At 52.8% G+C, this 20000-nt stretch carries 21 protein-coding genes; all 21 read left to right on the top strand.

Going from position 1 to position 20000, the window contains the following annotated elements; genetic code table 11:
• Nucleotides 1-104: 104 nt before the first annotated feature.
• The 21 genes from F4Y39_17240 (at nt 105) to F4Y39_17140 (ending at nt 19981) form a co-directional block, all read left to right on the top strand.
• A complete protein-coding gene (locus tag F4Y39_17240) occupies nt 105-503 on the top strand; it encodes a nucleoside-diphosphate kinase (protein ID MYC15469.1) in 399 nt (132 codons plus the stop codon).
• A 17-nt stretch (nt 504-520) separates the two neighbouring features.
• Nucleotides 521-1036: a DUF177 domain-containing protein gene (locus F4Y39_17235; protein MYC15468.1), complete on the top strand. Its 516-nt coding sequence runs from the start codon at nt 521-523 to the stop codon at nt 1034-1036.
• Nucleotides 1037-1065: 29 nt separating this feature from the next.
• The gene (locus tag F4Y39_17230; protein ID MYC15467.1) at nt 1066-1248 is read left to right on the top strand and encodes a 50S ribosomal protein L32; all 183 of its coding nucleotides are present in this window, start codon (nt 1066-1068) and stop codon (nt 1246-1248) included.
• 44 nt (nt 1249-1292) lie between these two features.
• Entirely contained in the window at nt 1293-2285 is a 993-nt protein-coding gene (locus F4Y39_17225; GenBank protein MYC15466.1) for a ketoacyl-ACP synthase III, read from the top strand.
• A complete protein-coding gene (gene fabD, locus F4Y39_17220) occupies nt 2286-3203 on the top strand; it encodes an ACP S-malonyltransferase (protein MYC15465.1) in 918 nt (305 codons plus the stop codon).
• A gap of 27 nt (nt 3204-3230) precedes the next feature.
• Nucleotides 3231-3977: a 3-oxoacyl-[acyl-carrier-protein] reductase gene (gene fabG, locus F4Y39_17215; protein MYC15464.1), complete on the top strand. Its 747-nt coding sequence runs from the start codon at nt 3231-3233 to the stop codon at nt 3975-3977.
• Between the two features lie 34 nt (nt 3978-4011).
• Nucleotides 4012-4251: an acyl carrier protein gene (locus F4Y39_17210; GenBank protein ID MYC15463.1), complete on the top strand. Its 240-nt coding sequence runs from the start codon at nt 4012-4014 to the stop codon at nt 4249-4251.
• Between the two features lie 83 nt (nt 4252-4334).
• On the top strand, nt 4335-5552 hold the full coding sequence (fabF, locus tag F4Y39_17205) for a beta-ketoacyl-ACP synthase II (protein ID MYC15462.1): 1218 nt from the start codon (nt 4335-4337) through the stop codon (nt 5550-5552).
• 11 nt (nt 5553-5563) lie between these two features.
• Nucleotides 5564-6340, top strand: a complete 777-nt coding sequence (gene rnc / locus F4Y39_17200) for a ribonuclease III (protein ID MYC15461.1) — start codon at nt 5564-5566, stop codon at nt 6338-6340.
• Nucleotides 6341-6408: 68 nt separating this feature from the next.
• Entirely contained in the window at nt 6409-7182 is a 774-nt protein-coding gene (locus F4Y39_17195) for a lipoate--protein ligase family protein (protein ID MYC15460.1), read from the top strand.
• On the top strand, nt 7160-7591 hold the full coding sequence (locus F4Y39_17190) for a hypothetical protein (GenBank protein ID MYC15459.1): 432 nt from the start codon (nt 7160-7162) through the stop codon (nt 7589-7591). The genes F4Y39_17195 and F4Y39_17190 overlap by 23 nt, the downstream gene beginning before the upstream one ends.
• Complete coding sequence (locus F4Y39_17185; GenBank protein ID MYC15458.1) at nt 7554-7907, top strand: hypothetical protein; 354 nt, start codon at nt 7554-7556, stop codon at nt 7905-7907. The genes F4Y39_17190 and F4Y39_17185 overlap by 38 nt, the downstream gene beginning before the upstream one ends.
• On the top strand, nt 7900-9687 hold the full coding sequence (locus F4Y39_17180; GenBank protein MYC15457.1) for a methylaspartate mutase: 1788 nt from the start codon (nt 7900-7902) through the stop codon (nt 9685-9687). Before F4Y39_17185 ends, F4Y39_17180 begins: the two co-directional genes overlap by 8 nt.
• 84 nt (nt 9688-9771) lie before the next feature.
• A complete protein-coding gene (locus tag F4Y39_17175) occupies nt 9772-10890 on the top strand; it encodes a hypothetical protein (protein MYC15456.1) in 1119 nt (372 codons plus the stop codon).
• A 22-nt stretch (nt 10891-10912) separates the two neighbouring features.
• Nucleotides 10913-12118: a hypothetical protein gene (locus tag F4Y39_17170; protein MYC15455.1), complete on the top strand. Its 1206-nt coding sequence runs from the start codon at nt 10913-10915 to the stop codon at nt 12116-12118.
• A 14-nt stretch (nt 12119-12132) separates the two neighbouring features.
• Complete coding sequence (locus tag F4Y39_17165) at nt 12133-12789, top strand: hypothetical protein (protein MYC15454.1); 657 nt, start codon at nt 12133-12135, stop codon at nt 12787-12789.
• Complete coding sequence (locus F4Y39_17160) at nt 12789-13619, top strand: hypothetical protein (GenBank protein MYC15453.1); 831 nt, start codon at nt 12789-12791, stop codon at nt 13617-13619. Before F4Y39_17165 ends, F4Y39_17160 begins: the two co-directional genes overlap by 1 nt.
• Nucleotides 13616-14347, top strand: coding sequence for a hypothetical protein (locus F4Y39_17155; GenBank protein MYC15452.1), 732 nt, complete (start codon nt 13616-13618; stop codon nt 14345-14347). Before F4Y39_17160 ends, F4Y39_17155 begins: the two co-directional genes overlap by 4 nt.
• An 85-nt stretch (nt 14348-14432) precedes the next feature.
• A complete protein-coding gene (locus F4Y39_17150) occupies nt 14433-15395 on the top strand; it encodes an ABC transporter ATP-binding protein (GenBank protein MYC15451.1) in 963 nt (320 codons plus the stop codon).
• Nucleotides 15392-16357 carry an ATP-binding cassette domain-containing protein gene (locus tag F4Y39_17145; protein ID MYC15450.1) on the top strand — a complete coding sequence of 322 codons (966 nt, stop codon included), beginning with the start codon at nt 15392-15394 and terminating at the stop codon, nt 16355-16357. The genes F4Y39_17150 and F4Y39_17145 overlap by 4 nt, the downstream gene beginning before the upstream one ends.
• 48 nt (nt 16358-16405) lie before the next feature.
• Nucleotides 16406-19981, top strand: a complete 3576-nt coding sequence (locus tag F4Y39_17140) for a hypothetical protein (GenBank protein MYC15449.1) — start codon at nt 16406-16408, stop codon at nt 19979-19981.
• Nucleotides 19982-20000: the final 19 nt, after the last annotated feature.

Genomic DNA, 20000 nt, shown 5'->3' with positions numbered 1-20000 from the left:
GCGCAAATCCTTATCAAAAATGGGGTTGACAAAAAAAAGCCCAACTCCTATCTTGTCCATCTTCAAGCCGATACAAGCCGTATTTCTCACATGGAATTTTATGCATGGAACGCACCCTGCTCATCGTCAAACCCGACGCTGTTGCACAAAATGTAATCGGTGAAATCATTCGCCGTCTCGAAGAAAAAAATTTTCGAATTGTAAATCTGGAAATGGTTCGCCTCACGCGCCAACAGGCCGCCGAATTTTATACAGTACATCGCCAACGGCCTTTTTACAACGACCTGCTCGATTTTATGACCTCTGGCCCCTGTGTGCCCGTGGCACTTGAGCGGGACAATGCCGTTGCATTTTTGCGCGAGGCCATTGGCAGCACCAATCCCGAAGAAGCCGCAGAAGGCACCATTCGCAAAGACTTTGCAACCAATATTCAAAACAATGCCGTACACGCCTCAGATTCACTGGAAAACGCAGCCAAAGAAGTGGCTTTCTTTTTTGGGTAAAAGAGATCACCTACCTTATGAAAATCGACCTGAGAGATATACGGGAAGGCGAAACCGAATTTGCGTTTGAAGAAACGCCAGCCGACCTGCACATTACCGAAGAAGACTCCCAATTTGCAGGTGCCATCAACACCCGTCTCGTCGTGTACAAATACGGCGACTCGCTCTCGGCCAAAGGGCAAACCACCTGTCTGGTGCGCCCCGAATGCGCGCGGTGCCTGGAACCCATTGAATTTCCCATCGTCATCTCATACACATTCATCTTTCAAAAGGGTCGTCCCGACCAGATGGACGATGACGATGACGAAACGCTGATCTGGCTCAATGAAGAACCCGGCGAAATAGACCTTGGCAATGACGTAAAAGATTATATTTTGCTTGAACTACCCATGATCCCAACCTGCGCTGCATCGCCTTCTGGCCCTTGTGAACGCTATGAGCAAGATCCCCACGAATTGCTGGAATACGAGAGTGAAAAGAGCCCTGACCCGCGTTGGGATGCTCTCCGCGCACTCAAAGAAAGCGAACAGTAAACAGAGCATTAATCAAAAAGGATACCACCATGGCCAACCCCAAACGAAAAAGTTCAAATTCTCGCACCGGTAAACGCCGTGCCAATTGGAAATTGCGTTTACCCACCTTTAACGAATGCCCCAACTGCGGGTATCAAAAAATACCCCATCGGGTCTGTGGAAATTGCGGTTATTACAATGGGCGCGAAGTGATTGAAACCGATGGCTTTTAGTTTGGTCTAACACCGCGCAGACTTTGAGGAGCAGAGTAATTATCATGTATCCCCTTACAGCCACCATCAGCGGGGTGGGGCACTACGTCCCAGAACAAAAGCTGACCAATGCCGACCTCGAAAAAATGGTCGATACATCCGACGAGTGGATCACCTCCCGCACAGGCATCAAAGAACGCCGCATCCTCAACGAGGGGTTGGGCACATCTTTTATGGCTCTAAAATCTATGGAAGCCATTCTGCACAACAAAGGACTCGATGCCAGAGATATCGACTTGATCATCGTTGCGACCATCACCCCCGACATGGTATTTCCGTCATCAGCCTGTCTGGTACAGGACCAAATTGGTGCCGCAAATGCCTGGGCTTTCGACCTATCGGCAGCATGTAGCGGTTTTCTATATGCCCTAATGGTGGGAGGGCAATTTGTTGAAACGGGCGCACACAAACGCGTGGTCGTCATTGGGGCCGACAAAATGAGCAGCATCACAGACTACACCGACCGCGAGACCTGTGTGCTCTTTGGCGATGGCGCGGGCGCGGTTTTACTCGAACCCGGCGAACCCGGTTTGGGGCTTAAAGACTTTATTCTCTATTCTGATGGCAGCGGCGTAAAACATCTGCGACAACCCGCTGGCGGCAGTCTGCTTCCGGCCTCTCGTGAAACCGTTGATAAGAAAATGCACTATATTTATCAAGATGGTCGCGAAGTTTTCAAATTTGCAGTTCCCAAGATGGCCGAAGTTTCCGCTCAAATCCTCGAACGCAACGGCCTTGTCGGCAAAGACATCGCGCTTTTTGTGCCACATCAGGCCAACAAGCGCATTATCGACGCCTGTGTTAAACGCACAGATATACCCAAAGATCGCGTTGTAGTCAATATCGACCGCTATGCCAACACCTCGGCTGCCACTATTCCCATTGGCCTGTCTGAAGCAGTCGAACAGGGCCGTCTCAGCCGCGGTGACAATGTGCTGCTCGCCAGTGCCGGTGCGGGATATACCTGGGGCAGCACCCTGCTAACCTGGGCTTATTAAATGACAAAAAAAGCTTTCCTATTTCCAGGGCAAGGCTCCCAATTTGTTGGCATGGGATACGATCTGTACAGGACCGCACCAGAAGCGCACAAAATTTTTGATCTTGCCGACGATGTGCTCGACATAGACATCAAATCATTCTGCTTTAGCGGTCCTGCCGAGTCACTCAAACAAACCGCAGTCACACAACCGGCAATTTTTGCCCACAGCATTGCCGCTCTTGAAGTACTTAAAAGCCGGGGACTGCAACCCGACCTCGTTGCAGGACACAGTGTCGGAGAACTCGCCGCCCTCGTTGCAGCAGGTGTCATGCGCGTCGAAGACGGCTTTCGGGTCGTCAGCGTTCGCGGACATGCCATGCAAGTCGCGGGAAAAATTCGGCCAGGCACCATGGCTGCAGTGCTCGGTCTTGACGACGACGTAATGATTCGTCTTTGCGCTGACCTCAGTTCTTCGGGCCATGTTACAACAGCCAATTTCAATTGCCCCGGACAAGTGGTCCTATCTGGCGAGGAAAATGCCGTTGATGAAGCACTCGAAAAAGCCAAAGCACTGGGAGCCAAACGCGCCGTGCTCCTGCCCGTAGGCGGCGCATTTCACTCGGCCCTGATGCAGCCAGCCGTAACAGCACTGACCGACATGCTCGACGATGTGCCATTTGCTCAAGCGCAAATTCCCGTAATACCCAATGTCACTGCTGAATCCACCCGCGATCCAGATCTGCTCAAAGACCTGTTGATCGAGCAAGTTATTTCGCCGGTTCGCTGGACCGAATCCATGCAACGACTCATTGCAGAAGGCATGACCGAAGCCCTCGAAGTGGGGCCAGGCAATGTGCTCAAGGGACTCCTGCGCCGAATTGACCGAAATATTCCGGTCCACGAAGCCGGCACATTGGAAGCTATAGAACAACTTTAGAGTGTTCAACTAACAGGTAACTATCCCATGAACCGACTCGCAGGTAAAACAGCCCTTGTAACGGGCGGATCCCGCGGCATTGGCGAGGCCATTGCCCTGCGCCTTGCACGCGAAGGGGCCAACATCGCCGTATGTGCCAGCCAAAGCACAGAAGCTGCAGAAGCAGTGGCCGAAAAAATCCGCGCACAAGGCCGTGAAGCCCTTGTACAACAGACCGATGTCTCCAATGCCGAATCTGTTGAATCCCTTGTCGAAACCGTCCTCGACACCTGGGGCAAAATCGATGTGCTCGTCAACAATGCGGGTATCGCCCGCGACAATTTGTTGATGCGTATGAAAGAAGACGAGTGGGATGCAGTTCTTGACGTCAATCTCAAAGGTGCGTACCATTGTATCAAAGCCGTCACCCGTCCCATGATGAGAGCGCGAGCCGGTCGCATCATCAATGTCTCATCGGTCGTGGGGCTTCTGGGCAATGCAGGGCAGATCAATTACGCCGCATCCAAATCGGGTCTTATTGGCCTGACCAAATCCGTAGCCAGGGAATTGGCCAGCCGCAATATTACGGCCAACGCCATTGCGCCCGGTTTTATTCCAACGGACATGACCGCCAAACTCAACGACAAAATACAAGAACAGTTGATCGCACAGATTCCACTGGGCAAACTCGGCAGTCCCGAAGATGTCGCCGCTGCCGCAGCCTTTCTCGCTTCTGATGACGCGGCCTATATTACCGGACAGGTTCTCGTTGTCGATGGCGGAATGGTGATGTAAATAATCACTACACACTAATCACGGAGGGCTTCACATGACCGATGATATTCAACAAAAAGTTACTGACCTGATCGTTGACCAACTCGGCGTTGATGCCGATAGCGTCAATGCCGACGCCCATTTTATTGACGATCTGGGCGCAGACTCGCTCGACACAGTCGAATTGGTCATGGCTTTCGAAGAAGAATTTGACATGGAAATTTCCGATGAAGACGCCGAGAAGCTCGAAACAGTTGGCGATGCCATCGCATACTTAGACGAGCGTCTGGATTAACTCGGAAACTGGAGGCTGGAACCAATCTCCAGCCTCCAGGAGGTCATTTAGTGAACAGACAACGCAGAGTGGTCATCACCGGCATGGGCGCACTTGCCCCCAATGGAAATACTACGGAAAGCTATTGGGAAGCATTGTGCAATGGACAAACAGGTGTTGGCCCCATAACAAAATTTGACGCCACTGATTTCCGCGTGCAGTTTGCCGCCGAAATCAAAAACTTTGACCCAGCGCACTTTGGCATTGACCCTCGAAGCCAGCGCCGCATGGATCTCTTTACCCAGTACGCCATTGCAGCATCTGTTCAGGCCGTAGAAAATGCAGGTCTCGATATCAATAATGAACAGGCCGAACGCATCGGGGTTGTATTTGGCTCGGGTATTGGCGGCATCCAAACCTTTGAGGATCAGCACGAAGCCTATCGCAAAGATGGTCCAAGACGCATCAGTCCACTTTTTGTGCCCATGATGATCCCCGACATGTCCGCAGGTCAAGTATCCATTCACCTCGGTGCCAAAGGCCCCAATTATACCACCGTCACGGCTTGCGCCTCGGCAGCCCATGCCATTGGCAATGCAGCCCGCGAAATTTGGGACGACGAAGCCGATGTCATGATCACAGGGGGGGCAGAAGCCGCCATTACCCCAATGTCAGTCGGAGGATTTGCCGCGGCGCGAACGCTTTCAACCCGCAACGACGCCCCAACGCAAGCCAGCCGCCCCTTTGACGCAGACCGAGATGGATTCGTAATTGGAGAAGGTGCCGGTGGACTTGTTCTGGAAGAACTCGAACGCGCAACACAACGGGGCGCCACTATCTATGCCGAAGTAGTGGGGACTGGCTACACTGGCGATGCCTATCACATTACCGGTATGGCACCTGGCGGTGAGGGAGGTGCCCGCGCCATGTGCCGTGCCATGCGGCAGGCACAGATCAATCCCGGAGACGTAGCTTATATCAATGCACACGGCACATCAACACCTGTGGGCGATCCGGCAGAAACAGCCGCCATCAAATCCGTATTTGGCGACCGGGCCAAAAAGCTCGCCGTCAGTTCGACAAAATCCATGACCGGACATCTTCTGGGAGCTTCGGGTGCGATTGAAACCATTGCAGCAACCCTGGCGGTTCACCACAATGTGGTACCGCCCACGATCAACTATGAAACACCCGACCCAAAATGCGACCTCGATTACGTGCCCAATGAAGCGCGAGAAATACCCGTTGAAATCGCCATCAGCAACTCCTTTGGCTTCGGGGGTCACAACGCAGTACTCATCCTGCGTAAGTTTCGCAACTAACGAGACCATGCATGCTACGTGAATTGAAAGGGGGCGGTTTTATCCGACTCGGAACCGTCTTACAAACAATCAGACGCTGGTCCGCGGGCGTCAGAGTGCGTTCCCAGGAAGAACTCCAACGCAAACTCGGTTATACCTTTTCCAATACCGCTTTACTCGAACAAGCCCTTAAACACCGGTCCCATGTTTACGTCACTCAAGAAGGCAGCATTGCTTCCAACGAACGCCTGGAATTTTTGGGCGATGCCGTGCTCGATCTCATTGTGACAGAACATCTCTACAATCAGTTTAAAAATAAAAGAGAAGGCGAACTCACACAGATCAAGTCTCTGCTCGTCAGCAAGGTCGTCCTGGCCGAAAAAGGCCGCAAAATCCAACTCGGAGAATATCTCTATTTGAGCAAAGAAGAAATCTCATCTGGCGGGCGCCAACGCACCTCAATTATCGGCGATGCTTTTGAAGCGCTCTTAGGTGCGATTTACCTCGATGGTGGGCTTGAAGCTGCCCGCTCATTTGTCGAACGCACAATTCTAACCAATGTTGAAGAAATCCTCGCCGACGGCAACTATCTCAACTTCAAAAGCCTGCTTCTCGAACACACGCAAAGTACGGGACAGGGCCATCCGCGATATCAGCCCATATCCGAGGAAGGTCCAGATCACCGAAAAATTTTCTTTATTGAAGTAACCCTTCAGGGCGATCGATTGGGCGAAGGACAGGGGCGCAGTAAAAAAGAAGCCCAACAGATGGCCGCAAAAGACGCGCTCAGACATCTGGGCCTGCACTAACCGTGACACAATGCGATCCCCCCAAATGGCGTTTCCTGAATACCCAACATGGAAACGCCTTTTTTAATATGGCAGTAGATGAAGCCCTCGTGCGCTCGATAGCAACAGGTGCTCGGCCCGCATTTCGCGTTTACGGGTGGCAACCGCCTGCGGTCTCCTTTGGATATGCACAGCGCATCAGCCGCGAAGTCGATGCCCAAAAAGTTCGCGATCGCGGTATCGACATTGTCCGTCGTCCCACCGGTGGCCGCGCTGTCTTGCACTGGAACGAACTGACCTACAGCGTTGTCTGCCCTGCCGACAATCCCGTGATGGGGGGCAATATCAACGAAGCCTATCGCAAAATCAGCGAAGGCCTCCTGGCGGGTATTCGCGCTCTCGGCGTCGATGCGACCTTTGAATCCCGTCGCCAAACACAGCCCTCACCGCGCGGCAAAGAACTCACCGCGCCCTGTTTTACCAGTACGGCGCAATACGAAGTCACATTTAAGGGGCGCAAACTCATCGGCAGCGCGCAACAGCGCATCGGTACAATGCTCTTGCAACACGGATCACTCCTGCTCGGCGCAGAGCACAAACAAATCGCCGACCTTCTGCCCGGCGACAAACCAGGCCTGCAAAAGCGTTTTGCACGCGAACTCGACCGCCACACCACCTCGCTCTCTGAAGCTCTCGCATACCCCATCAATTTCGACACAGCGGCCACAGCCATCCGGCAAGGCATTCAAAATACCTTTAACATCCAACTTGTTGAAGCCTCACTCAGCGAAACAGAAATCGCCGAAACCCAACGCCTTATCGCCGAGAAATACGCAACCTATGAATGGAATGACAAGTATTGATTCTTCAAAGACCTGGACCTCGCATCCCTTGCGCGAAGAGCCTTTGGCAAAATCTGTTTTACTCGTGCTCATCATCCTGGGCGTCGCGTTTATTGTCGGCGTGAGCTTTCAGAGCATCTCTTTCGCCTTTCTTTCACTCGCATTGCTCACCGCGGCGATGACCCGCTATTTTTTCACAACGCGCTATGTTATCGACCCTCGCGGTTTTACCATTTCACATATCGGTATGCGCAGGCAGTATTTGTGGACAAATTTTCGCCGCGCCGCACGCCATCCCAACGGCGTCTTCTTAAGTCCTTTTGCCAAACCGCATCGCCTCGACACATTTCGAGGTCAATTCCTGCGCTCGAAAAACCCCGCTGAGATCTACCATGTCGTCCAAAAACACATCGCTATTGACCCGACTTAAAAATTATTGCACCCATGCCTTTGCCGTTTCTCCCCCCGAAAGTGCTATCACTGAAGACGATGAAGTTCTCGCCGAAAAAGCCGCCGCCTTCATCGTGAGGCGCAGACTCACAGCGCCAGCTATTATGTTACTTGAAACCGGGCGACCCTTTAACTATATTGGCAGCCAACTTTTGACTTTTTTGTCGCCCTTCGTATCCATCATCTTCTCCTCAACAGCCGAGTTTGACCGCTTCACGCGCTTTCTGGAAAAGCGGGAAAGCATTCCCTGTCTCATTCGCCATATTGAAACCCTGGAAAACAAAAACCATGGATAAACTCGACGTCATCATCGCTACCGATTGCGGCAGCACCACGACCAAAGCCATCTTGATAGAAAAAAAGGGCGATGTCTATCGCCAGACCTATCGAGGCGAAGCACCTACCACAGTTGAAGCCCCCTATGAAGACGTCACGCGCGGCGTACTCAACGCCATTCAAGAAGTCGAAGAACTCTCCGGCAGGCAAATTCTCGACGGCGAAACCATCATCACACCCGCAGAAGATCATCGCGGGGTTGACATCTACATTTCTACCAGCAGCGCAGGCGGCGGCCTGCAAATGATGGTCGGCGGCGTCATTCAGGCCATGACCGGCGAAAGCGCACAGCGCTGCGCCCTCGGCGCAGGCGCAATTGTCATGGACATTCTCGCGTCCAACGACGGGCGGCAGCCCCACGAAAAAATCGAACGCATTCGCCAGTTGCGCCCCGATATGGTGCTCCTTTCGGGCGGCACAGATGGCGGCACCATTTCGCACGTTGTCGAACTGGCCGAATTCATTTCGGCAGCCGACCCCAAACCGCGATTTGGATCGGGATACCAACTGCCCGTCATTTACGCTGGAAACAAAGATGCCGCGCAGGAAATCGAACGCACCCTGGGCGACAAAACTGCCCTCACCATCACGGAAAACATCCGCCCCACGCTCGAAGAAGAAAACCTTGGACCAGCTCGCCACGTGATCCACGACCTCTTTCTCGAACACGTCATGGCGCAAGCACCGGGCTATCGAAAACTCATCTCCTGGACAGGCGCACCCATCATGCCCACGCCCGGCGCAGTTGGCCTCATGATGCAAACCGTATCCAAACAACAAAATATCAATGTCGTGGGCGTTGACATAGGCGGCGCCACCACCGACGTATTCAGCGTCTTTGACGATATCTTCAACCGCACGGTATCTGCCAATCTCGGCATGTCCTACAGCGTATCCAACGTACTCGCCGAAGCGGGCCTCAACGATGTCATGCGCTGGGTGCCTTTCAAAATCGACGAAGCCGACCTGCGAGACCGCATCAAAAACAAAATGATCCGCCCCACCACAATTCCGCAAATGCTCGAAGAACTTCAGGTCGAACAGGCCATTGCCCGCGAAGCCTTGCGCCTGGCCTTTGTCCAGCACCGCGCACTGGCCGTGGGTCTCAAAGGCGTACAGGCAGAGCGCACCCTGTCCGATGTATTCGACCAATCCGAAGGCGGCGAAAGCCTCATCAAAATGCGCGACCTCGATCTCCTCGTCGGAAGCGGCGGCGTTCTATCTCACGCTCCGCGTCGAATGCAAACAGCCGCTATGCTCATTGACGCCTTCCAGCCCGAAGGCATCACGCGCCTCGCCGTTGACAGCATCTTTATGATGCCACACCTCGGCGTGCTTTCATCGGTCAACGAAATCGCCGCCACGCAGGTTTTTGAACGCGACTGCCTCATTTACCTCGGCACCTGTATCGCACCCATCGCCCAGGGCAAAATCGGCACATCCTGTGCGCAATACGAAATCGGCCTTCCCGACGGAACCCAATCGGGCACCCTGAATATTGGCGATCTTCTACATTTCCCGCTCGAAGCAGGTCAGGAAGCACACCTCACCTTACAGCCCGAGCGCAACACAGACGCAGGTGCCGGGCCGGGCCGAGAACTGAACACCACAGTCAAAGGGGGCACCGCCGGGCTGATCCTCGACGGACGCGGGCGCCCCATTGTATTTGCCGAAAATCAATCCGAACGCGCCGATCAGATAAGCCAGTGGAGCGAGACCCTCGACCTCTACCCCCGGTAAGAGCAAGGCCGTAATTTAATTTATTTTCTTGTAAAGTAACCCACGCATTGTATATTCCGTTATCCGTAACCCAGGTATTACTCTATGGCACACGCATACACACCCGGTCTTCGCGTTACCCCACAGACCCTTCTTCAACGCCAGCGCCAACTCCCCCTCAAAGGTGAAGTCGTCGTATCACAAGGCGATAGCGTGACGCGCGATCAGGTCGTTGCCCACACGCACTTGCCCGGCAACGTCACCACCCTCAATCTGGTCAACATCCTGAGTTGCACACCAGAAGAATTGCCCAATTACATGCTCAAACGAGAAGGCGACCCCGTCGAAGTAGGCGAACCCATTGCCGAAACCCGCCCCTTCATCAAATGGTTCAAAACCACCGTTAAAGCACCTATTAGTGGCACCCTCGAAAGCATCTCCAAAATCACTGGACAGGTCATCTTTCGCGCCCCTCCGCGCCCCGTTCAGGTACAGGCATACATCGATGGCAATATAGTTGAAATCCTGCCCGAAGAAGGCGTCATTGTCGAAACCACAGGTGCATTTGTGCAGGGCATCTTTGGCGTAGGCGGTGAAACCTGGGGACCTCTGCACGTCATCTCCAAAGAGCCAGACCAAATTTTAACCCCCGACCAAATCGACGACTCGTGCGCAGGTACAATCGTCGTAGGCGGCAATTTGCTCACTCTCGATGTGATCGACAAAGCGCGGGAAATCGGCGCCGTTGGCATCATTGGCGGCGGCATCCGCGACGCCGACTTGCGCGACCTGCTCGGTTACGACCTCGGCGTAGCCATCACCGGCACCGAAAATATCGGCCTCACCGTCATCCTCACCGAAGGCTTTGGCTCCATCTCAATGGCGCACAAAACCTTTGACATACTGAGCGAAAACAACGGCAAAGAAGCCTCTGTCTCGGGCGCCACCCAGATCCGCGCAGGTGTTCTGCGTCCCGAAATCATCATTCCAGAATCCAGCATCCACGAACAAACCGAAGAATCCGATAATCCAGGCCTCATCGAAGGCGCACTCTTGCGCGTGATTCGCGCACCCTATTTTGGTCAGGTGGGCAAAGTCACGGCACTGCCCCCCGAATTGCAAACAGTCGAATCCGAAACCCATGTGCGCGTACTCGAAGTCGAATTTGACAATGGCGAACGCGCCACTGTCCCGCGTGCCAACGTCGAACTCATCCAAGAGTAAACGACCCATCGGGAGATTGCGTATGAGATATTTTTTGTGTTGCATCACACTCGTACTCTGCACGGCACAGTTGTATGCACAACAACCCACCGGTGTCAAAGCTGAAGACACCCCCAACGACTCGGGAGGCAGCATCACCGTTGTGTGGAATCGCGCGGAACTCCCCGACGGGGCAATGTACAAAATTGTAGTTAGCGAAACTGAAACAGGTCCTTTTCATCACGCAACCAATATCGACCCATCGGGCAACCTGCAATCCAGCGATCCAGGCACTTTTGGGCATGGCGAAGAAACATCCCAAATGCACTTTGCCAAAATCGCTGAATATACTGATCCCACCGATCCGTCTAAAAAGATCGCCATCGAAAACGGCAAAACCTATTATGTACAGGTTATATCCCTATCTCCCTCTGGCGAATCATTTCCCTCTGCAGTCGCAAGCGCAGAAGCGTCTGAAAATTTATTCAACTTCCTCAAAACCAATAATTTCATCATCGGCACGATCTTCTCCCTCATCATTTTAGGCGGCATTTTCCTCGCCCAAAAACGCGAACTCTTCATCCGCCGCATCGCCGGTCTCGAAGCCCTTAACGAAGCCCTCGGTCGCGCAACTGAAATGGGCAAACCCGTGCTTTTTGCACACGGATTGCATCCCATGGGTAGTGTTTCTACCATTGCGGCGATCAATGTTCTCGCGCGCGTGGCAAATCGCACTGCCGAATTTAACACCGAATTGCGCGTGGCCAACAATGATCCCGTAGTAATGGCTGTGAGTCAGGAGGTCGTCAAAGAATCCTATCTCAACGCAGGTCGGCCCGATGCCTACTCAGAGGACATGGTCTTTATGGTTGCCACCGAGCAATTCAGCTATGCCGCAGCTCTCGACGGCATGATGGTGCGCGACAGACCAGCTACCAATATCATGATGGGCTATTTCTACGCAGAATCGCTCTTGCTGGCAGAAACAGGTGCTTCCATAGGCGCAATCCAAATCGCGGGTACTGACTCCTACACCCAACTGCCCTTTTTCATTACCACCTGTGACTATACGCTCATGGGCGAAGAACTCTATGCAGCGAGCGCGTATCTCGCCCGCGAACCCAAATTGCTGGGTAGCCTCAAAGGTCAAGACATCGGCAAAGCAGTGCTCTTAATCGTCATGATTTTGGGCACGATCCTGGCGACTCTTGGAAGTCAAACACTCACGCATATTTTCACGGCATATTAGCAGAGGATTCTTTCATGCTTTTTTTAAGACGTACTCTTCCGCTAATCATCGCCTTTGTCCTGGGTATGATTGGCATTCTCGTTTTCTATATCCCATACAGCGGTGCTCAAAGTCTCGAACAAGAATTGGCAACCTGGGATCGAATTGTCGCTGCCTTTGCTATGATATTGGGCATCTATAGCCTGATGCGATTGCACTGGAACCGCGTTCAACGCCAGCAAGCTGCATGGGGATATAGTTTCCTGGTATTCGTGGGTTTTGTAATTACAACTCTCTTTGCAATCTACAATGATGGTATAGGTCCATTCGAGCCACAGGTACTCAATTCGGGACCTTTTGACTGGATGTATAAATACGTCCAGGTACCTGCCGATGCCACCATGTTCTCCATACTCGCGTTTTTCATCGCCTCGGCAGCCTATCGCACTTTTCGAGCCCGCACGCCCGAAGCGGCAATCCTGCTCGTATCCGCCATTATCGTGATGATCGGCCGTGTACCCATTGGCGCGTCAATTTACCATGGACTTCCCGAAATTGCCCAGTGGATGATGGATGTGCCCAATCTGGCAGCCAAACGCGGCATCTTGCTCGGCGTCAGCCTTGGTGCTGTCGCCACGGCATTGCGTATCATCTTTGGCATCGAACGCTCTTATCTCGGCGGAGGTGAATAATGAAAGAATTTTTGCTCAATATCGACCGCCGCATCATCTTCATTTTTGTCGCGCTCGGCATCATCCTTCCATCGTTGGCAGCCGTGCGCCTGCCTATTCCCATCACAAAAGATGTGAAAGCGATTTACGACACCATCGAAGAAGTGAGTGCAAAAAACGGCACCATTCTCATCTCCTTTGACTACGGTCCCGGCTCCATGCCCGAAGTACAGCCCATGGCCCTTGCAGTTTTGCGCCACTGTTTTCGCAAAAATGTCAAAGTTGTTGGAATGTCTCACTGGCCAACTGCTGTGGGGCTTGCACAAGAAGCATTTGATACCGCATCAAAAGAATTTGTCACACAATACGGTGAGGATTATACGTATCTGGGTTATAAACCGGGTGGGGGTTCTCTGGTCATCAATATGGGCAGAAACTTTCACGATGCATTTCAAAAAGATTTGCAAGGTAGCGATACGACCGAATTACCTGTCACCAAAAACATAAAGGGATTGGCGGACTTCGACTATGTGATCTGCCTGGCATCGGGCAACACACCCGATGGGATATGGATACCTTTCGGGCAAGAACGCTACAAATTCAAATTTGGCATTGGCTGTACTGCTGTTATGGCACCCGATCAATACCCCTATTTGCAATCGGGCCAAATGAACGGCATGATGGGCGGATTGGCCGGTGCCGCCGAATATGAAACCCTGATTGAAACATCGGACAAAGCCACCGCAGGCATGGGTGCACAATCCTTTGTTCATCTCATCATCATCGCCTTCATCATATTGGGCAATGTGATGTACTTCCTCTATGGCCGCCAGAAAGGGGGCGTCCAGTGAAACGCGATCATATAATTTTTATTGCCTTCTTGTTCCTCTTTGCCGCCATCAATATTTACCTCTTTGGCTCAGACAAGCTCTCTCTGGATTGGGCCGGCTTTGGCATATTTATTGCGGCTGGCATTACCCTGTCGCTTTACAGCTTTCTCTACGAAGACAACCCCCTCTTCAAATTTGCCGAAAATCTCTATGTAGGAGTCGCAGCCGCGTACACGCTCACACAGGTCTGGTACAACGTGCTTTTGGTCGATGTCGTGAATCCCCTCTCCGAACTCGGCAGCGAAAGCATGAACAACTTGTGGCTCATTGTCCCCACATTGCTCGGTTTCTTTATGCTCACCCAACTCTCCTCAGCAAAATTTAGCTGGCTCAGTCGTATCGCATTCGCGTTTGTGGTTGGCCTGGGATCGGGGCTGGCTATTCCGCGCACCATTGCGGCCAATGTTTTGGCTCAACTAGAACCGACCATGCAACCCATAACAGCCACCTGGGCTGGATTAGACCTCTTCATTATTCTGGTCGGTGTCGTTACAGTACTCGTGTATTTCTTTTACTCTGTCGAACACACTGGCCCCGTGGGCGTGGCGTCCAAAATCGGTATCTGGTTCCTCATGATCTCGTTCGGTGCATCATTTGGCTACACCATCATGGCGCGTCTCTCGCTGCTGATTGGGCGCGTCGGATTCTTACTTGAAGACTGGCTCGTGCTCGAATTGCCTCTATTTTGATTTGGGGAGCAGCGCGTGTCCATTCACTCATTGCAAAAAAACGGGAACGTTCAAACCTGTATAGAAGTCCAAAGAAAAATCTTACATGCCCAATTCCGTGCTGACAGTTGACAACCTCCAAACGCATTTTCACACAGACAGCGGAACAGCGAGGGCGGTAGATGGTGTATCATTCACACTCAACAAGGGCGAAACTTACGGCCTTGTTGGTGAATCGGGGTGCGGAAAAAGTGTTACTTCGCTGTCAATCATGCGATTGGTACCTCATCCTGGCCGCATTGAAGGTGGGCATATTTTTTTTCAAAACCGAGACCTGGTATCCCTTTCGGATACCGAAATGCGCGACATACGCGGCAATGACATTGCCATGATCTTTCAGGAACCCATGACCAGCCTCAACCCGGTTTACACCTGTGGGTTCCAGATTGATGAAGCCGTGAGGCGGCATCAGGGATTAGAAAAAACAGAAGCGCGAAAAAAAACAGTTGAAATGCTCCACCTCGTGGGCCTGCCCGATCCCGAGCAACGCGCAAACGAATACCCGCACCAATTGTCGGGCGGACAACGCCAGCGCGTCATGATCGCCATGGCCCTCTCGTGCAATCCCAAAGTGCTGATAGCCGACGAACCCACAACAGCACTCGATGTCACTATTCAGGCGCAAATCCTGGACCTGTTGCGCGACTTGCAACAACAACTCGGCATGGCCGTCCTGCTCATCACACACGATTTGGGTATTATTGCCGAAGCCGCCGATCAGGTCGCGGTCATGTACGCAGGCAAAATTGTAGAAACCGGACCATCAGATGCGATCTTTCACAACCCCAGGCATCCTTACACGCAGGGTTTACTCGCATCAGTACCCCGTCTGGATATCGCGAATAAGCGCCTCAGAACCATTCCGGGCACAGTGCCCGAAGCCACGCGATTTCCACCGGGATGTCGATTTGCAGATCGATGTGAAAAAGTCGATTCAATTTGCAGGGAAACCACACCGCAACTGCAACCAATTGACGGCGATCACCAGACCGCATGTTGGATGGCATAAGGCGAGAAATAGTGCTTCTTCAAGTTCAAAAACTAAAAAAATACTACCCCATTTCTCAGGGACTCTGGGGGCGCAACGCCGGGCATGTCAAAGCAGTAGATGACGTGAGCTTCGATATCTCTCCCGGCGAAACCCTCGGCCTGGTCGGCGAATCCGGATGCGGAAAAACCACAACGGGACGCGCTATCTTGCGCCTTATTGATGCAACATCAGGCACCGTGCGATTCAAAAATACCGACATCCTCTCCCTGGGAAAAAAACAACTTCGAACACTGCGCCGGCACATGCAAATCATCTTTCAGGACCCTTACGGATCGCTAAACCCCCGTCTCACCATCGGCGGCATCCTCTCGGAACCCCTGAAAATCCACAGCGACAAAACAAAAGATCGAGTCGCCGACCTGCTCAACACCGTGGGCTTATCTCCTGACGTCGCCCGCCGATATCCGCACGAATTTTCCGGTGGACAGCGACAGCGCATTGGCATTGCCCGCGCATTGGCTGTAAAACCGCAATTCATTGTCGCGGACGAACCCGTGTCTGCACTCGACGTATCGATTCAGGCACAAATTGTAAACTTGCTCCAGGATTTACAGACACAGTTCGGCCTCGCCTATCTCTTTATCGCGCACGACCTGAGCGTGGTCAAACACATCTCCAACCGCGTGGCAGTCATGTACCTGGGCAAAATTGTCGAACTGGCAGAAAGCCAGGAACTCTACGACAATCCGCAGCATCCCTATACACGCGCATTGCTCTCATCAATCCCCATACCCGACCCGCGCGTCAGGGGATCGCGCACCATTTTAACAGGCGATGTTCCCAGCCCGGTCAACATACCTTCGGGCTGTGCATTTCATCCGCGCTGTCCCGAAGCAACGCCGGACTGCGCCCACCGCAAACCCGAACTCTTAGACATCGAACCCGGTCACAGCGTGGCCTGTATCTTGCGGCACAACTAAGGCGCAGAACCCGTGTGCCAAACCATCCACCATCTCAAGGAGTCATAAGTGAAGGTCTTCAAAATATTAACGTTGCTGTGCCTCACCGGCCTCATATCCCACACCGTCCAGGCACAGCCCCCCTCTTTAGGTCCTGCCAAAGCCATTGGGGTTGACCTCGCCAATACCCCGCTGAACCGTCCGTCTCCCGATCAGAAAAGCTACACCTATTGGAAGCCCGAAACAGCCGACGGCTTTTTTCCATCGCTTTTGGGACTGCGTACGGCTGGCGCTCAAATGATCCGCACCAGATATTTCAATATCTACTTCTCTACAGCCGAAAAAACCGCCCGTCACATTGCCGATTTCTGCGATGAGGTTCTCTCGAATCTCATGCGCCATTACCCTACCTTTGTCGATCGCATTGCACCCATCCACGTCGTCGTTGACGATCAGGCGGATTATCTGGGCAATGCCTTTGCCGTGTACAGCGCCAATTACATCCACTTTTGGACCAACCCCATCGACTGGGAAATCCGCGGCACCAGTGACTGGGTACGCAATGTTTTTGTCCATGAACTCGCCCATATCGTAACTCTGAAAGCCGCCTATAAGGGCTTGCCATTCCAAATTGGCATAGTCAACGCCTCTCGCGCCAATGAAAATCCCGATTTCAGCTTTACACTTGGCCTGTATCACCTCGCCGTCAACTCGGGTTTTGCCGAAGGAATCTCGCAATACGAAGCCACCGAATACGGCGACGACCGCTGGGACACACACCGCGATATGCTCCTGCGCATGGCCGCGCTCGAAAATGATCTGCTCTCCCTCCCCAGCATGGGGCAACTCGGCGGCAAGGGCAATTTCCACGGCGAAATGGTCTATAATCAGGGATATGCCATGCTCAACTACATTGGCGAACGCTTTGGTCCCCCTGTTGTCCGACAAATTTTTGAACACAGACCCATTATCAACTTCAACTCCTCGCTAAAAAAAGCCACTGGCGTATCGGCCAAACAACTCTACCGCGACTGGAAAGCGCATATCGAAGAACAATACAGCGCGGTTCAAAGCGGTGTCCAGGAAACCGGCGAACGCGAAGGCGAATTGATCGTCGATAGGGGCAATTTGGACTATCACCCGGTCTATTCCCCGCAAGGCGACAAGCTGGGCTTTATCTCCAACGACGACAGCGACTATTTCATCACCGAGCTCAAAGTGATGGATCTCACCACCAAAAAAGTCACAAAAATAGCCGACCGCGTCGATAATCGCTTTGTCTGGACAGCCAGCGGCGACAGCCTGATGTACATCAAAGCCGTAGGCGCGCGTTGGGACATCTTCACCTATGACATCAAAACGAAAAAAGAAACCCGCGTCACCGTGGGGCTGCGCGGCAAAGACCCCACCCTCTCCCCCGATGGCAAACAAATCGCCTTTGTAACCATGAGAGATGGCACGGCGAACATCGGCCTTGTAAACACCGACGGCACCGATGTGCGGTACCTCACAAATAACAACGACGCCACACAGTATTTTGGCCCAAAATGGTCGCCCGACGGCAAACACCTGCTCTTCAGCATATTCCGCACGGGCGAAGACCGCGACATTGCCATCATCGACGTGAATGCCACAACCTGGGAAAAGAAAAAAGGCCGGCGTTCGCTGGAAAAAAAAGAAGTTGACACACAACTCGACAGCCTCCAGCAGGCAAAAGCCGACAGCCTCAAGGCATTTCCCGACAGCCTCGCCTATGCCAACAATGCCAACTTCAAAGCCATCGTACACTCCACAGCCGACGAACGCGATCCCGTCTGGCTGCCCGATGGCAGTGGATTTGTCTTCAGTTCGGACCGCACGGGCATCTTCAACCTCTACACCCACGACATGGCCACCGGAGAACAAAAGCAACTGACCAATGTTGTGGGCGGCGCGTTTTTGCCCACGATTTCCCCCGACGCCAAAGACGTGATCTACGCGGGGTATCATGCAGCGAACTACAACCTCTACCGCATTCCCCTATCCGAGGCCGTTGCCGTTGATCCCCCCGAGGGTATTGCGCGAGACTATGCCGAAATTTACACCGGCAAATCCATCACCGACCTTCACGACATCGGAAGGTATTCCACGCGCCTCGTCTCCTACGGCATCACACCCATCGCATTGCTGGGCCCCACATTTATCGGCAACCGATTCGGCCTGGATCAAATCAGCGCGGGTGTTCAATGGGCCTGGGGCGACCTGCTCGGCAGCGACGTTTTTGTAACCACCGCCCTAATCGGCAAAAACTTCAGACGGCAACAAGACTTCAACTCGGAATTCGCCTTCTACTACCAGAACAGCCTCACCCCCATTCTATCTGAACAAAGCACCTATGTCCCCCGCATCTTCTTTGGAGGCAGCAGGCAAACCATCAACAGCATCGTGGATTTGGGTACCGTCCAAACCGTGCGCGATACACTGACCGGCACATTGATCACCCAAAACGACGAAGGACAACAGGTTTTAATCCCCAATGTCACGCAGCACTTAGACCTCACGGTCACAGAAGAAGACGATTTTAAGGATGTATTCTCCGATTTTACGGTAGGCGCCGAAATGGGGGTAGGCCGCGGACACTATTTCAGTCTGGCCTATGGCTACCGCAAGTATTCTGAAAACCTGCACGCCGTTCAGGTCCTCCACGACAGCTCTCGCGTCTTTCAGACCAATTTGGGGACAGGTGAGGTTGAAGACATCACCGATCAGATTCCCGGTCCGGGCTATGCATCGCAGGAAACCCTTCTCGACGATTTTCTCTACAAAGAACTCGACTTCTTCAAAAGTAACGAATGGATGGGCGGTTGGAGCTACATCACCCTCAAACCCGCCACCGACCTCTACATCAACCCATCGGGCGGTCGCGCATTATCCTTCCGCTATCGGCGCATCAACGCAACCGTGATAGATTCGCTGGCCCGCACGCCAGATCTGAACGAGGACTTTGTCCCGGATGCAATCGGCGAAGACCTGTCACCCGCATTTTTCCGGGGCGATAAAGTCAACGTGGGATTCAACGAATACATCGCCTCCTTCAATGAATTTATCCCGCTCGTTGGCCGCTCAACACTCGCCCTACAGGTCTTTGGAGCCTACAAAGACAGCTACGTTAAAGAAGTACAACAAGAAGGCGGCACATTTGAAGGCGTATTCTATTACCCCCTGCGCTATTATCTCGGTGGTCTGGGCACCTTGCGCGGCTATCCGTATTTCACAATCGCAGGCGGCAAAGCCCTCTTTGGTCGCACCACGCTGACCCTGCCCATCTTTAAGCACATCGGCGCGGAACTGCCGCCCCTCTTTTTTGACAAAGTTTACGCCTCGCTCTTCTTTGAGTTTGGCGGCACATCCAATGCCGCCAGCATCGGCGATATTTTTGACGTAAATGAAGAAGTACACAGTGGGCGGTGGGACAAATTCAAAGACTCTTTCCTATTCGACTACGGCGCCGAAATTCGATTCCAGGTGTTTTCACATTACCGCTTGCCCATGTTCGGCTATTTCATAGTTGCCCGTCCCACCAAACTCGAAGTCCCGTCCCGCAACAATCCCGACATTATCGAAGAAGTAAGCGGGATGCGATTCTATTTTGGCCTGTCATTGTAAAGCCATCTCTCGCAATCAA

The organism is Gemmatimonadota bacterium, from assembly GCA_009838845.1.
In the GTDB taxonomy this organism is placed as follows: Bacteria; Latescibacterota; UBA2968; order UBA2968; family UBA2968; genus VXRD01.
The sequence above is the reverse complement of the archived record's forward strand: the minus strand, read 5'-3'. Positions and strand labels throughout refer to the sequence as shown.

What these genes read in the sequence shown, in the direction of transcription:
- F4Y39_17240 (MYC15469.1), top strand. Translation starts at nt 105, where the DNA reads ATGGAACGCACCCTGCTCATCGTCAAACCCGACGCTGTTGCACAAAAT.
- F4Y39_17235 (MYC15468.1), top strand. Translation starts at nt 521, where the DNA reads ATGAAAATCGACCTGAGAGATATACGGGAAGGCGAAACCGAATTTGCG.
- F4Y39_17230 (MYC15467.1), top strand. Translation starts at nt 1,066, where the DNA reads ATGGCCAACCCCAAACGAAAAAGTTCAAATTCTCGCACCGGTAAACGC.
- F4Y39_17225 (MYC15466.1), top strand. Translation starts at nt 1,293, where the DNA reads ATGTATCCCCTTACAGCCACCATCAGCGGGGTGGGGCACTACGTCCCA.
- fabD (MYC15465.1), top strand. Translation starts at nt 2,286, where the DNA reads ATGACAAAAAAAGCTTTCCTATTTCCAGGGCAAGGCTCCCAATTTGTT.
- fabG (MYC15464.1), top strand. Translation starts at nt 3,231, where the DNA reads ATGAACCGACTCGCAGGTAAAACAGCCCTTGTAACGGGCGGATCCCGC.
- F4Y39_17210 (MYC15463.1), top strand. Translation starts at nt 4,012, where the DNA reads ATGACCGATGATATTCAACAAAAAGTTACTGACCTGATCGTTGACCAA.
- fabF (MYC15462.1), top strand. Translation starts at nt 4,335, where the DNA reads ATGGGCGCACTTGCCCCCAATGGAAATACTACGGAAAGCTATTGGGAA.
- rnc (MYC15461.1), top strand. Translation starts at nt 5,564, where the DNA reads ATGCTACGTGAATTGAAAGGGGGCGGTTTTATCCGACTCGGAACCGTC.
- F4Y39_17195 (MYC15460.1), top strand. Translation starts at nt 6,409, where the DNA reads ATGGCAGTAGATGAAGCCCTCGTGCGCTCGATAGCAACAGGTGCTCGG.
- F4Y39_17190 (MYC15459.1), top strand. Translation starts at nt 7,160, where the DNA reads ATGAATGGAATGACAAGTATTGATTCTTCAAAGACCTGGACCTCGCAT.
- F4Y39_17185 (MYC15458.1), top strand. Translation starts at nt 7,554, where the DNA reads ATGTCGTCCAAAAACACATCGCTATTGACCCGACTTAAAAATTATTGC.
- F4Y39_17180 (MYC15457.1), top strand. Translation starts at nt 7,900, where the DNA reads ATGGATAAACTCGACGTCATCATCGCTACCGATTGCGGCAGCACCACG.
- F4Y39_17175 (MYC15456.1), top strand. Translation starts at nt 9,772, where the DNA reads ATGGCACACGCATACACACCCGGTCTTCGCGTTACCCCACAGACCCTT.
- F4Y39_17170 (MYC15455.1), top strand. Translation starts at nt 10,913, where the DNA reads ATGAGATATTTTTTGTGTTGCATCACACTCGTACTCTGCACGGCACAG.
- F4Y39_17165 (MYC15454.1), top strand. Translation starts at nt 12,133, where the DNA reads ATGCTTTTTTTAAGACGTACTCTTCCGCTAATCATCGCCTTTGTCCTG.
- F4Y39_17160 (MYC15453.1), top strand. Translation starts at nt 12,789, where the DNA reads ATGAAAGAATTTTTGCTCAATATCGACCGCCGCATCATCTTCATTTTT.
- F4Y39_17150 (MYC15451.1), top strand. Translation starts at nt 14,433, where the DNA reads ATGCCCAATTCCGTGCTGACAGTTGACAACCTCCAAACGCATTTTCAC.